Origin of the sequence: uncultured Nisaea sp., from assembly GCF_963974195.1 — a bacterium.
Lineage (GTDB): Bacteria > Pseudomonadota > Alphaproteobacteria > Thalassobaculales > Thalassobaculaceae > Nisaea.
Map to the genome: position 1 here is coordinate 1 of NZ_CAXBDC010000053.1, position 13,159 is coordinate 13,159.

Consider the following 13,159-nt stretch of genomic DNA (forward strand, 5'->3'; position numbering starts at 1 on the left):
CCTGATTTACGGCGATGATGGCATCGACACCGTCAGTGGAGGCGATGCCGACGACACGCTTCAGGGCGGCGACGGTGACGATGCTCTCTTTGGTAATAACGGAGGCGACATACTTTCCTCCAATGCAGGAGACGACCTGATCGATGGCGGCAGCGGAAACGATGTCTTAGACGGTGGTGAAGACAACGATGTGCTCAGCGGAGGTGCAGGAAGCGATACACTTATCGGGGGAGGCGGAGACGACACTCTAAATGGCGGCGAAGGCGCGGATACGCTCTATGGCGGAGATGGAAACGACATCATCCATGTTGACGGCTTCGACGTCGTTTACGGAGGCAGCGGCTTAGACGTAATTTTTACATCCGACATTTCGAATCTATCGCGGTTCAATGAGATAGAAGAAGTACGCCTTGAAGACGGCACACTAGTTCTTTTGAGGAGCGACACCGGCGAGACTCTCCTCGGATCGTCAGGTACGGACCTGATCTCCGGCGGAGCAGGCGACGATTCTCTTAATGGCGGCATTGGTTCGGACACACTTTACGGTGGTTACGGCTCCGATACGCTTGAAGGCGGTGCCGGCGCTGATGCGCTTTATGGCACAGTCGGTGCCCCCGCCGACCTGTCAGAAGGTCATGATGATCTGACCAGTTGGAGCAACCAGACGGGAGTTTCAGTCGGTACGTCCGGCGATGGCGTCTACCTGATGCAGGAAGATACTGGCACCAGCTATCATCAAATCAGCCAGACGATCACTACAGCTGACCTGAGCCAGTCAATCACTGCTTCTTTTCTGGTGCGCGCGGTGTCTCGCTCGACTCTGGTCGTAAATGTCTATGATGGCACCACTCATGGAAGCCATTCTGTGGCATTCGATCTTTCGGACAACAGCGCTGAACCAATGCAATCCGGATTTACGGGCGGCATTACCTCTCTGGAAGATGGTTGGTACCAAGTCTGGGTGAATCTGCCAGCAGGTGAGATGACCAGCAATCCGACTGTTTATCTCGCCGCGTGGGCCCCGGACACCGAAATCTGGCCGCGGCCAGGAAGCGGACAAGCCATATTCGAGTTGCGAGACTTTCAGTTCGAAGCTGGCGTGACAGAGGCAACAACACCGGAAGCCTTTCTTGGCGACGATGTCGCCTCATACCTAAGCTCGTACGCAGCGGTGTCCGTGGATCTAGATACCGGAACCGCATCCGGAGGAGACGCCGAAGGCGATACATTAGTTGGGATCGAAGGTGTGATCGGTTCAACGCATGACGACACACTCCGTGGCGACGCGCGCAATAATGTCCTGCAAGGCGAAGCTGGAAACGACACCCTCGACGGCGGTAACGGTATGGACACGCTGCGCGGGGGCGTTGGAGACGACCTGATCATCGGCGGAGACGGCAATGACCTGATTTACGGCGATGATGGCATCGACACCGTCAGTGGAGGCGATGCCGACGACGTCTTCTACGACGATGGCCTGGACATCGTCTATGGCGGCGCCGGAAACGACACTGTTTACACGACGGATGACAGCGACACCTCTCGCTTCCACGACGTCGAAACGGTTATCCTTATCAGCCCGAACGACAGCTTGGTCGGTTCCTCCGACAATGACACGCTCCTGAGCGGTGATGGCGATGACACACTTTCCGGAGGGGAAGGGGCAGATAGTCTCGACGGAGGCGATGGAACGGATTTTGCCGACTATTCCAGCGGCACGTCGGGCGTAGCCGTCGATCTCGGTTCCGGCACTGGCTCATCTGGTGAGGCCGCAGACGATACCTTAACAGGCATCGAAGCCATATTTGGCACCGATCATGCCGACACATTGACCGGCTCCTCCGAAAACAACAGCCTTCTCGGAAATGGGGGGGATGATATTCTCTCCGGCGCAGCGGGAGACGACACACTTAATGGCGGAGCCGGAGATGACGCTATCGCGAGTGGGGCAGGAAACAATCTCGTATTCGGCGGAGATGGTAACGACTCGATTACTCTCGGCGACGGACAGAACACTGTGGCAGGCGAAGCGGGAGACGATCTTGTCTATGGCGGCACCGGTGATGACGTCATGTACGGTGACTCAGGCAACGACCACCTGATTGGGTATGAAGGCGACGATCTCTTCTACGGTGGCGATGGCAACGACACTCTGAACGGCTTTCAAGGCAACGACACGATGTATGGTGAAGCCGGTGACGATCACGTTAGTGCCGGTGCCGACGACGATATCCTCTATGGCGGCACGGGAAACGATCACCTCGACGGTCGCGGCGGGAATGATACTATCTATGGCGGTGACGGTAATGACTATGCCAACGCCGGAACAGCCACCAGAGACGCTGGCTCTGACCTGATCTATGGTGGAAGCGGTGAAGATACTTTGATCGGCTTTACCGACAATGACACACTTTATGGTGAAGCTGGAGATGACAGCCTTGCTGGGGCAAATGGGGCAGATTATCTCGACGGCGGTTCGGGCAACGACACCCTGATTGGCGGAGGCAATGCTGACACTCTCCTTGGCGGAATCGGCGACGATTACCTCAATGCCGGTACCGGGTCGGACGAGCTGATTGGCGGCGCCGGTGCCGACAGCTTGTCGGGAGGGGCCGACGCAGACACGCTCACGGGCGGAAGTGGAGCCGACTGTTTCCTTTATAACACGGGGGACGGCGCAGACGTTATTACCGACTTCGACGACTCCGAGGATGTCATCGATCTTGGCACGTCTCTGGCATTCGCCAATCAGGATGCGCTCGACGCCGCCACGACCGAGGATGGGAACGGCAACGCAATCATCGATTTCGGCAACGGCGATACGCTGACGCTTATCGGTGTGGCTCCGAGCACGGTCTCGACCGACTATTTCGTCTGATCTCGCATCAGGCAAATCTCAAACAGAAAGGGCGCGACCATGATGGCCGCGCCCTCTTCTTTTGCCTCGGACGAAAGCTGAACGCCCCGCCCTACTCCGAAACCGTTCCGGAAACAGGATTGAACAGTGTCGGGAAGATGCCGCGTGGCTTGATGTAGTCGTAGGGCTCGCGTGCGAGGAACTTGCCGAAGCCGGGCTCGCAGAAATCCTCGCCGTCTTTCCAGACCACGGAGCCGCGGGCGACGGTCGCCGCCGGCCAGCCGGTGACCTGCATGCCCTCATATGGTGTGTAATCCGTGGCGTGGTGCAGGATATCCTGGCTGATGGTGGTTTTCTTCTCCGCGTCCCAGACCACGATATCCGCATCGGCACCAACGGCGATGGCGCCTTTCTGCGGGTGCAGGCCGAACAGTTTGGCGGCGTTGGTCGAGGTGATGGCGACGAATTCCTGCAGGTCGATCCGGCCTTTCACCACGCCTTCATGAAACAGGATCGGCATACGCGTCTCCAGGCCCGGCACACCATTGGCGATGGAGCTGAACGGCGCGTTGTCGCCGGCCCAGAACTTGCCGTCCGGATCGCCGATATTGTAGGGCGCGTGGTCCGAGGTGACGTTGCCGAGCGTGCCGGACTTCACATAGTCCCAGAGCGCTTCCTGTTCCGCCTTGGTGCGCGGTGCCGGGCTGCAGAGATATTTCGCCCCTTCCCGCGCGTCCCGGTCGAGATCCTCCTCGGTCAGGACGAAATATTGCGGGCAGGTCTCGGCGAAGATCTTCAGGCCGCGCTGCTGCGCCCGGCGGATTTCCTCCGCCGCCTCGCCGCAGGTGACGTGGAAAATCTGGATCGGCTGGTCCATCAATTCAGCCAGCGCGATCATCCGGTAGGTCGCCTCGCGCTCGACCAGAGCAGGCTTGCACCAGGCATGGTACTTGGTGCCGTTATGTCCCGCCGCCAGCAGCTTCTCGGTCATGAACATGATGGCGTCGTGATTTTCCGCATGCACGCAGACCAGCGCTTCGTTGCGCCGCGCCACTTCCAGGATGCGCAGGATCTGGCCGTCATCGACCCGGTTGCTGGCATAGGTCATGAACAGCTTGATCGAGCGATGTCCCTCCCCGATCAGCTTCGGCAGATCCTGGCCGATGACCTCGTCGTTCGGATCGTTGATGACGATATGGAAGCTGTAATCGATACAAGCCGATTTGGCGCGCTCGTGATAGGCGGCAACACCTTCCGACAGATTGACGCCCTTCTGCTGGGGGGCAAAGCAGACCACGGAGGTGGTGCCACCGCAGGCCGCCGACCGGGTCGCCGTCTCGAAAGTTTCCGCATTCCGGCCGCCGGTGCTGGAGGGCTGGTCGATATGGCAATGGCTGTCCACACCGCCGGGCATGACCAGCTTGCCGGATGCATCCAGCTCCTTCGCGCCCGCGCCCAGCGCCTCTCCCAGGGCGACGATGCGTCCGTCACGGACACCGACATCGGCCTTTACCGTATCGGAGGCGTTGACGACCGTGCCGCCGCGGATAACCAGATCAAATTCGCTCATGGCTCCGCTCCTCAATTCGCCGCTTCCGGATAACTCAGCGGCGACAGCTCCTCGACCGGACGCTGTGCCCAGTCCCGCTGGCGCACGCTGGACATGGTGACCTGCTGATATTCGGTCATCTTGGCTGCCGCCTCGGCAACGTCGATGGTGATCACCTCGCCGTCGCGCACCACCTGTGTACCGTCGACATAGACATGCTTTACCGCCCGGTCGCCCGCGGAATAGAGCAGGCTGCGCAGCGGGTCGCGGACCGGCTGCATATAGGCATGATCGAGATCGACCAGCACCATGTCCGCCTTGCAGCCAACCTCGAGCCGGCCGATGTCGGTACGGCCGAGCGTCTTCGCGGCACCAATGGTCCCGGCGTCGAAGATCTCTTCCGTCGAAGCGTTGGTAAAGTCCCCGGACATGATCCGGCCGACGATCATCGCGACTTCCATCTCGTGGATGAAATTGTGCGGGAAGGTGTCCGTACCGAGTCCGAGCGGGATGCCGGCCTTCACATAGCGACCGACATTGTTCATGGCGATACCGCGCCGCCAGAATACCGTCGGGCAATGGGCGACAGAGGTGCCGGATTTCACCAGCAGATTGAAATCATCCGCTTGCGGCCAGTGCAGCCAGGGATGATCGTTCAAGAATATGCAGTGACCGATGATAGTGCTCTCGTCGAGCACGCCGATGCTGTCCAGCCACTCAAGCGGCGTCAGGCCGTGGCGCTGGGTCATCTCGTTGAACTCGACCACGCTCTGCGCCGCGTGGATCTGCATCTTGATGCCGCGCTTCTTGGCTTCCGCATGGGAGGCCTGGATCAGTTCCGGCGTGCAGGTATCGATCTGGGACGGCCCCATCATGCCGGACATCCGGCCGGACGGGTGACGATCCGCTTCCTCGACGATCTCGATGGCGCGTTCCATGCCGCGCTCACCCGCCTCCGGGTCCCAGTCATAGACGACCGAATGACCGTTCTTTGTGGACCAGGCGGCCGAGCGGTACATCGGGCAGAGCACGCCACGGATGCCGGTATCGGCCACCTCGTTCACCCAGTTCTCCCGGGCCCCGGACAGATCGGCGTAGGTGGTCACGCCGCTTTTCAGCATCTCGTGAATGGCATAGCGGCTGGTATAGGGCGCGGCCTCCGGCATGATCCGGAAGACAGGCATATATTCGTAAAGCCCGCTCTGCCCCAGTTTCGGGCTGCCAAGCTCCTCGTTCAGGCCCTTGTTACCGGGCTCCGAGGTCGGATGATTGTGGATGCTGATGAAGCCCGGCATGACCATCATGCGGCTGCCGTCGATGGTCTCGTCCGCGGTGCCGGAATAACCCGGACCGACATGGATGAGAGTGCCGTCCTTGAAGGCAACATCGGCATTGCGGAAGAAACGGTGCCCGGCATCCTTGCCGTTCTTGTCCTTCTCCCAGCCGATCACCCAGGAGGCGTTCTTGATAAGAGTCGTTTTCGACATATCCCTGTTCTCCTTCGCGGGCCTTTACGGCCCCGTCTTTCGTGTCAGGCGGCTTCCGCCTGCCGGTCAAACATGATTTCGCCGCCGACGATGGCCAGATCCGCCGACGCTTCCAGGATTTCCTCGGGTTCGATAGCGAACAGATCCCGGTCGAACACCGTGATATCGCCGAGCTGCCCCTGCTTCAGGGTGCCCTTGATGCCTTCCTCGAAAGAGCCGTAAGCACCGCAGTAGCTGTAGCAATGCAGTGCTTCTTCCAGTGTGAGCGCTTCATTACCGCCGATCAGCGTGCCGCGCTTGGTCTTGCGGGTGATCATCGAATAGAGGTTCTGGAACGGGTTGGTGCTGGAAACCGGCGCGTCCGAGCTGGCCGACGGATATAGCCCCGCATCGAGGAAGGAGCGGAACGGATAAGCCTTGGCGGACACCTCTTCGCCCAGCACGTCGAGATAGAGATCGCCGAACTCGTACATGAAGATCGATTGCGGCGCGGGCAGCACGCCGATGCGCTGCATCCGGGCAAGCTGGTCCGCATTGAGGAAACCGCAATGCTCGATCCGGTGACGGCGATTGCTCTGGGTCTCGACATCGTTGCCGATGGCCAGCTCGTAGGCGGTCAGGATCTGTTCGATGGCACGGTCACCAATGGCGTGGGTGGCAACCTGATAGCCCCGGTCGTGATAGTCCTTCACATAATCGAAGAGCTGCTGATCCTCATAGATCATGATGCCGAGATTTTCCGGCTCTCCGATATAGGGATTGAACATCGCCGCTGTCTTGCCGCCGGCGCTGCCATCGGTGAAGAGCTTCATCGGGCCAACCCGCAGCCATTCGTCCCCGTCTCCCGTCATCAGGCCGAGATCCATGGCCCGGTCCGGCCAGCCACTGGCACCGGCAAGCGGCATCAGGTGCATGCGCAGGCCGAAACCGCCCTGACGGCGAAGCTGCTGATAGGCCAGCCATTCGTCATAGCCCTGACGCAAGCCAACCCCGGGATCGGTGACACTGGTGAAGCCGAGCGCGAGATTGTGCTGCTGTCCTGCCCGGACACCTTCCGCCAGCGCATCGATCGTGTGATCGCTCAGGACCTTGGTGATCATTTCCTGCGCGCGTTCCTGCAGCAGGCCGGTCAGTTTTCCGTTCTGGCTCTCGATATGGCCGCCATCCGGCTGGGCCGTGCCCTCGTCGATACCGGCAGCGGTCAGGGCCACGCTGTTCGCGACGCCCATATGGCCGCAGGTGCGCTTCAGATAGACCGGGTTGTTCGGTGCGACCTGATCCAGCTCCTCCCGGAACGGATGGCGCTTCATATCCAGCTCGAAATGGTCGTACCCGCGCCCGAAGATCCATTCGCCCGGCTTGGCTGTCGCCGCCTTCTCCTTCACCTTCTGCAGCATGTCCTGCAGGCGGGTGTCCTTCTTGCAGTCGATTTCCGAAAGCCCGAGACCGACGGACATCAGATGCTGATGCGCATCGTTCAGTCCCGGAGCGGCCAGCCGGCCGTTCAACTCTATGACGCGCGTGTCGGTGCCAATCAGTGATTCGAGCTCGCTATCGCTGCCATGCGCAATAACGCGTCCGCCCCAAATCGCGACCGATTCGGTGAATCCGGCACCCAGACCGAGAAACACCTTACCGCCGCGCAATACCAGATCAGCTTTCGCCGTCGACATGCTGTAATTCCTTTTTGTGGTGGCCAGCTCGAACCCTGAGGAGATGCGGGGAGCCTGCCGGGAGGGATGTCCAGAGTGCGGATGAACACACACTCTGTCAACGCCCTGCCCACTCCCGGTTACTCACCCTGAAACGGCAACAGCATATTGGGGTTTGGTTGACACTAACGCCAAGATATTGGATATTTTTCAGGTTATTGACTTGGGGTCTATCCCCTTTATCCGGCGGTGATTTTATTGCGATGCGGCATCTGTTCCGACGCTTTGTTCCTGTAATCCTGATCGGCGCGCTTTCCGCCTGCTCTTTCGAGATGCCGGATCTGGATCTCTTCAGCGACAGCGACACTCTTCCCGCCAAAGCTCCGCTCGCCCAGTTGCCGCCGGCTTCGCAGCCGCTGTACCAGCCCGGCGATACCTATGTGTTCAATGACGACGGAAACGTGGTGCAGGAGCAGGTGGTCGGTGTTACGCCGGACCGGGTCACCTGGACCAACGATTCCGGGCTGATCTGGACCACAACGAACGAATTGATCACGCCGCAGCTGTCCTGGTCCTCGCACCCGGAACTCGGGCGCGGCCGTCAGAACATCATTGGCAATCCCGGCACCCTCTTCCCGCTCCAGGAAGGCAATATCGTCGCCTTCGGGATCCGTGGCAGCAGCGAAAAGGTGCCGACAGGATGGGAAGACGAAGTGCGCTGCGTCGTCGCCGGTCAGGAAGACGTCACGGTTCCGGCCGGGACCTTCACCACGTTCCGGATCGACTGCAAGCGCAAGAACGTCGATACCAGCCTCTATTATGCTCCGGTGGCACAGAATTATGTCCTGCGTGAGCGGACCTTCCCGAACTCGCATTCACGCAAGGAACTGATGTCCGTTTCCTTGGCCGACAACCGGACAGCGGAAATGCCCGTTACCGTGGATCAGCCGGCAAAAATGACAGATATGGTCGCTCCCGCACCAAGCAGTCATGTGGACGTGTCGCAGCCGACAGCAATGATGGAAGCTCCCAAAGAGCCCGGCAAGATGCAGGAAGAAGCGGATGACAGCCGCCTGCTGATGCTTATCTCCCGGCTTGAGTCGGTTGTCGGCAAGCTTGAAAATATGTCTGACGGCAAGATGGTGGCTGCCACAGCAGGACCAGACACGAAATCTGCCGCCAAAACGGATGACCAGAAAGACCAGATGGCCGCATCGAGCCCGGACGGTAAATACGGCATCCATCTGGAATCCTACAGAACCATGCAAGGCGCCCGGCGCGGCTGGTCAGCGCTTGAGAAGCGTTACCCGAACGAGCTGAAGGATCTCAGCTTCAAAACCGTGGAGTTTGATGCCGGCGATGGGCGCGGCACATTCGTCCGGCTGGTCGGCGCTGCTTTCAAGACCCGGGCCGACGCCCTCAGGGCCTGCAGCGCCATGAAGGCAAAGCGGCAGTTCTGTCAGGCCATCAGGATCGCGCGCTGATCCTGCGTCTCTCCGCACCGGGAATGATTGCCAGGTCTGCCGAGACCAGATAAGCATCGGGAACGCTTCCGGCGGCTCTCCATGCAGGTCCATCAATGAACAGCGAAAACAGTTCCGGAGCCGCCGATGATGGTGGGCTCAGTAATCCTGCCCGCGCCATCGGGCTGATCGTCGTCGCCATTTCCATGTTCGCGACGATGGACGCTCTTGCGAAATACAGCTCCGAGACCATTCGCGTCGAAATGGTCATCTGGGGCCGGTATTTCTTCCATTTTGTCGCCATGGTGCTGATGCTGCCCCTGCTCGGCGTCCGCCGTGTATTTTACGTGAAGGACCCGGTCAAGGTAACCATCCGCGGGCTTCTGCTGCTCGGCTGCACCATGTGCTTCTTCACCGCGATCTCGCTGATCCCGCTGACCGACGCCAATGCCATTGTTTTCGTGGCTCCCCTGATCACCGTCGCGCTTTCAGCCTTCGTGCTGCGGGAGAAGGTTGGCATCCGGCGCTGGTCCGCCGTCGGGATCGGCTTTGCCGGTGTCCTGATCGTGCTGCGCCCCGGCTTCGCCGAAATCCACTGGGCTTACTTTCTGGTCCTCGCCATGGCCACGATGTTCAGCATTTTCGGCCTTCTGACGCGATCCCTGAACCGGACAGAGGATCCCGTCGCCATGCTGTTCCATACTGCATTGGTCGGGTTTATCGGCACCGGTATTCTGATCGGTTTCTATTGGGAAACTCCAACCCTGCAGGAATGGATATTGCTGATCGTGATCGGCATGATTGGCGGCGTCTCTCACCAGATACTGATCTTCGGATTCCGGTATGCCAGCGCCTCCCTGCTCGCACCATTCCAGTACACCGTCATCATCTGGGCAACCCTCTACGGCTACTTCATTTTCGGTGACCTGCCGGATGCGTGGACCTTGGCCGGTACAGCCCTGATCGTTGCTGCCGGGGTTTACGTTTGGCTTCGTGAGCGGCAAATCAAACCCAAGCATCCCGTACAACTTTAAGTGCCGAATACCGGGAAACGGAAACGACCATGTCAGGCGTCCAGCATCATCGCCCAGCCCTCGGCATCTGCCTGATCATTGCCGGGTTCACGGTGTTTTCCACCATGGATGCACTGGTGAAACATAGTGCCGAGACCATTGCGATCGAGCACGTCACCTTCATGCGTTATGCCGCGCACCTGGCGTTGCTGCTGTGTCTCATGCCCGTCTTTGGTATCAGAATCTTCCTTGGCGGCTCGAAACTCGGATTTCTGACCATCCGCGGCTGCTTCCTCTTTCTCTCAACCATCCTGTTCTTCGGTGCCATCGCCAGCCTGCCTCTCGCGGAGGCAGCGGCCATCAGCTTCATGGCACCGGTGCTGACCGTCGGCCTCTCCGCGCTGATCCTGAAGGAAAGCGTCGGCATCCGGCGCTGGAGCGCCGTTGCAGCCGGCTTCCTGGGCGTTCTGATCATCCTGAGGCCCGGCCTGCAAGAATTGACCACGGCACACCTGATGGTGCTCGGCACGGCGCTCTGCTTCTCCGCCTTCTCATTGATGACGCGGCACGCCGGGAAAGAAACACCAGTGCTCGCCACGCTGTTTCTCACGGCCATCACCGGCGTCATCGGATCAACAGCGCTGTTGCCCTTCGCCGGACCATGGCCGGACGCTTCCGGTTCAAGCTGGGGAATATTAGTCCTGATCGGCCTACTCGCTCTCCTGGCCGAGTTTTGCCTGGTACATGGCTACCGATGCGCCGCCGCGTCTCTGCTGGCGCCGTTCCAGTATATCCAGATGCTCTGGGCAACGCTGCTGGGCTGGGCCGTGTTCAACAGTCTGCCCGATATATGGACAAGCGTCGGCGCCGCGCTGATTATCGGCGCCGGCCTCTATATCTGGCTGAGGGAGGCCCGGATCCGGCAGGTTACGCCGAGCGAAGCCCCCGCCAGCGAACCGAGGTGAACACGGTGAACATCGACAGGAACATGAATCCGGCGATGGCATAGAACACCAGTTCGGGCTGATACTTGTCGAGAATGAAACCGAAGATCATCGGCGCGATGATGCCGCCAATGCTGAACCCGGTTGTGACGAACCCGAACACCTTGCCGTACTGGCCGTCGGGCGTGACCGAGCGCACGATCATGTCCCGCGACGGCATGATCATGCCGTGCATGATGCCCTGCAGGGTCAGTGAGGCCAGCAAGAGCGGCTCGGGCATATCGACAAGGGCAACGATGGAAATCATCACCGCGGTCGCCAGGAAGCAGAAAGCAGCAACCACATTGTGGTTGGAGGTCTTGTCCGCCAGATACCCGCCGACAAGGATCCCTGCGGTGGTGCCGACGAGATAGCCCGTCAGCGCCCCGGTCGCGATCGGGATGGCCGTGCCGTGCAGCAGGTTCAGGGCCGAGACCAGGAAATTGTTGAGCCCGCCGGAGCCAAGCGCCGTCATGATGTAGAAACCAAGGCACATCAGGATCGGAAACGAGAACAGGAGCGCCCGGCTGGACGTATCGACCGGTTTTGCCTGCCCGGCCGACGGCTTCTGCTTGTTGTGCAGGCTGCCGGCGAACACCAGCAGAACGGCGGCTGTCGCCAGACCGGCAAGGCCAAAGCCGACAAGGGCCAGACGCCAGCCGATTGTCTCGCTCAAAAAGATGACCAGTGGCGGGGCGACGGCGAAACCGGCAAACCCGGCGAAGGTATGCAGGCTGAAAGCGCGCCCCATGCGCGGCCCGGACACGGAGGCGGACAGGATTGCATAATCGGCCGGGTGATAGACCCCGTTCGCGATACCGGCGATCGCCATCATCGCCAGAAGGCCCCAGAAACCATCCCCGAGACCAATCATCAGGAAAGCCAGGGATTCCAGCGCGAGACCGCCGATCAGGATCCAGCGCGCCCCGAACCGGTCCACCAGATAGCCAAACGGCAATTGCGTGCTCGCCGTGGCACCGCTGAACACGGCCATGATCAGGCCAAGCTCAAGGAAGCTGACGCCGAACTGCTCGCGAAGCGTCGGGAACAGCGGCGGCAGGAGCAGGATGAACAGATGACTGAAGAAATGCGCGATGCCGATCAGGCCAATCACCTTGAAATCGGCGAGAGAACCGCCTTCCGGCGGCACGGCATGCGTTTCGGCAGTCATTTCAGATTCCAGGCGGATGGTCAGATAAGACCGACAAACTGGAACGCCCCGGACGGGAGGTCAAGCATGCCCTCTCGTCCAAAACGGGATTACTGTTGTGCCAGCCACCAGCGGGAAATCCGGTTCCCGGAATCATCCGTGCTTTCGAACTCATTGTCCTCCAGCAGCCGGACCCGAAGGCACCGCTCCGCATCGCCGCCATAGGGCGTCAGGCAATAATGTTCCTTGGTCGGCCGGACCGTTCCGGTCTCGTGCACTTCCGGAAAGCCGTTCTGCGCAGGCACCCGCATCGAATAAACCTTCCCCTTTTCGAGGGTGAAGTAAAAGACGCGGTTTCCCTTGGTCAGCCATCCGGAAATCATCCGGCCGGATGTCAGCGCGACAAATCCCGGCCCGGTCATTGCCCGCGGGTCGTAGGCGCGTGCCGTGTCCGACAGGGTGGAGACACACATGGTCATCGCCGCAACAGCAAAAGCGATTTTAGAAAAAGCCTTCAAATGCACAGGTAAAGCCCCCACCGTAGTCAGCGATGTAATCGCGCGAAAGATATCAGAACAAAAGCAATCTATGAAGAATATCTTTTACCGGGTTGATATTAATCATTTTAGACGTTTTGAAAGTGCAATATGCGCCAAACATCGCCGAAAACAAACCTAATTTCTCTCCTGTGGGTACTGGTTTCGCTTATCTGGATTCTCCCGCTTGGGGCCTATTTCCTCAATAGCTGGGAAGCAGACCTTAGCCCCGTCGAGCACACCTATAGTGCCCGCGAGCAGAGCTGCAACGCCACCTACCGCGATCCTGAAGCCCGGGAACGCTGCCTGAACATCATGCGGCTCGAGCGCTTTCAATCCCACAGCATCATGATCGCCAACCGGGCACTCGCCTGCGCAGTGCCCCCCTTGATCGGGTTCGCCTTTCTCGTCTATCTCAGGCGGCGCCAGTCCACAGGCAGAACTTCTGTGCGGAGCTCTGCCGGCCGGC

At 59.8% G+C, this 13,159-nt stretch carries 10 protein-coding genes; 5 read left to right on the forward strand and 5 right to left on the reverse strand.

Annotated elements, in window-relative coordinates; translation table 11 throughout:
* The coding region (locus AAC126_RS12865) for a calcium-binding protein (RefSeq protein WP_339853940.1) at window positions 1–2,878 on the forward strand (2,878 nt) is incomplete at its 5' end.
* Window positions 2,879–2,969: 91 nt separating this feature from the next.
* Here the strand turns inward: AAC126_RS12865 and hydA are convergent.
* Genes hydA through AAC126_RS12880 form a run of 3 tightly spaced genes read right to left on the reverse strand, consistent with a single transcriptional unit; the run spans window position 2,970 to window position 7,566 of the window.
* A complete protein-coding gene (gene hydA / locus AAC126_RS12870; protein WP_339853941.1) occupies window positions 2,970–4,427 on the reverse strand; it encodes a dihydropyrimidinase in 1,458 nt (485 codons plus the stop codon).
* A gap of 11 nt (window positions 4,428–4,438) precedes the next feature.
* Window positions 4,439–5,893, reverse strand: coding sequence for an amidohydrolase family protein (locus tag AAC126_RS12875; protein WP_339853943.1), 1,455 nt, complete (start codon window positions 5,891–5,893; stop codon window positions 4,439–4,441).
* Between the two features lie 44 nt (window positions 5,894–5,937).
* Window positions 5,938–7,566 carry an amidohydrolase gene (locus tag AAC126_RS12880; RefSeq protein WP_339853945.1) on the reverse strand — a complete coding sequence of 543 codons (1,629 nt, stop codon included), beginning with the start codon at window positions 7,564–7,566 and terminating at the stop codon, window positions 5,938–5,940.
* Window positions 7,567–7,808: 242 nt separating this feature from the next.
* Between AAC126_RS12880 and AAC126_RS12885 the strand changes: the two genes are divergently transcribed.
* The 3 genes from AAC126_RS12885 (at window position 7,809) to AAC126_RS12895 (ending at window position 10,986) form a co-directional block, all read left to right on the forward strand.
* Complete coding sequence (locus AAC126_RS12885; protein ID WP_339853947.1) at window positions 7,809–9,029, forward strand: SPOR domain-containing protein; 1,221 nt, start codon at window positions 7,809–7,811, stop codon at window positions 9,027–9,029.
* 95 nt (window positions 9,030–9,124) lie between these two features.
* The gene (locus AAC126_RS12890) at window positions 9,125–10,042 is read left to right on the forward strand and encodes a DMT family transporter (protein ID WP_339853949.1); all 918 of its coding nucleotides are present in this window, start codon (window positions 9,125–9,127) and stop codon (window positions 10,040–10,042) included.
* A gap of 29 nt (window positions 10,043–10,071) precedes the next feature.
* A complete protein-coding gene (locus AAC126_RS12895) occupies window positions 10,072–10,986 on the forward strand; it encodes a DMT family transporter (RefSeq protein WP_339853950.1) in 915 nt (304 codons plus the stop codon).
* Here the strand turns inward: AAC126_RS12895 and AAC126_RS12900 are convergent.
* Together AAC126_RS12900 and AAC126_RS12905 are read right to left on the reverse strand one after the other, a co-directional pair.
* Window positions 10,949–12,175, reverse strand: a complete 1,227-nt coding sequence (locus AAC126_RS12900) for an MFS transporter (protein WP_339853952.1) — start codon at window positions 12,173–12,175, stop codon at window positions 10,949–10,951. The two genes, AAC126_RS12895 and AAC126_RS12900, sit on opposite strands and share 38 nt — an antisense overlap.
* An 89-nt stretch (window positions 12,176–12,264) precedes the next feature.
* Window positions 12,265–12,627: a hypothetical protein gene (locus AAC126_RS12905; RefSeq protein ID WP_339853954.1), complete on the reverse strand. Its 363-nt coding sequence runs from the start codon at window positions 12,625–12,627 to the stop codon at window positions 12,265–12,267.
* On the opposite strand from AAC126_RS12905, the gene AAC126_RS12910 reads away from it, so the two are divergent.
* Window positions 12,626–12,832 carry a hypothetical protein gene (locus tag AAC126_RS12910; RefSeq protein WP_339853956.1) on the forward strand — a complete coding sequence of 69 codons (207 nt, stop codon included), beginning with the start codon at window positions 12,626–12,628 and terminating at the stop codon, window positions 12,830–12,832. The two genes, AAC126_RS12905 and AAC126_RS12910, sit on opposite strands and share 2 nt — an antisense overlap.
* The last annotated feature ends 327 nt before the right edge of the window (window positions 12,833–13,159 follow it).

Excerpts from the sequence above, each read along its gene's own strand:
- hydA (WP_339853941.1), bottom strand. The coding sequence starts at position 4,427 with ATGAGCGAATTTGATCTGGTTATCCGCGGCGGCACGGTCGTCAACGCC.
- AAC126_RS12875 (WP_339853943.1), bottom strand. The coding sequence starts at position 5,893 with ATGTCGAAAACGACTCTTATCAAGAACGCCTCCTGGGTGATCGGCTGG.
- AAC126_RS12880 (WP_339853945.1), bottom strand. The coding sequence starts at position 7,566 with ATGTCGACGGCGAAAGCTGATCTGGTATTGCGCGGCGGTAAGGTGTTT.
- AAC126_RS12885 (WP_339853947.1), top strand. The coding sequence starts at position 7,809 with ATGCGGCATCTGTTCCGACGCTTTGTTCCTGTAATCCTGATCGGCGCG.
- AAC126_RS12890 (WP_339853949.1), top strand. The coding sequence starts at position 9,125 with ATGAACAGCGAAAACAGTTCCGGAGCCGCCGATGATGGTGGGCTCAGT.
- AAC126_RS12895 (WP_339853950.1), top strand. The coding sequence starts at position 10,072 with ATGTCAGGCGTCCAGCATCATCGCCCAGCCCTCGGCATCTGCCTGATC.
- AAC126_RS12900 (WP_339853952.1), bottom strand. The coding sequence starts at position 12,175 with ATGACTGCCGAAACGCATGCCGTGCCGCCGGAAGGCGGTTCTCTCGCC.
- AAC126_RS12910 (WP_339853956.1), top strand. The coding sequence starts at position 12,626 with ATGGTCATCGCCGCAACAGCAAAAGCGATTTTAGAAAAAGCCTTCAAA.
- AAC126_RS12905 (WP_339853954.1), bottom strand. The coding sequence starts at position 12,627 with ATGTGTGTCTCCACCCTGTCGGACACGGCACGCGCCTACGACCCGCGG.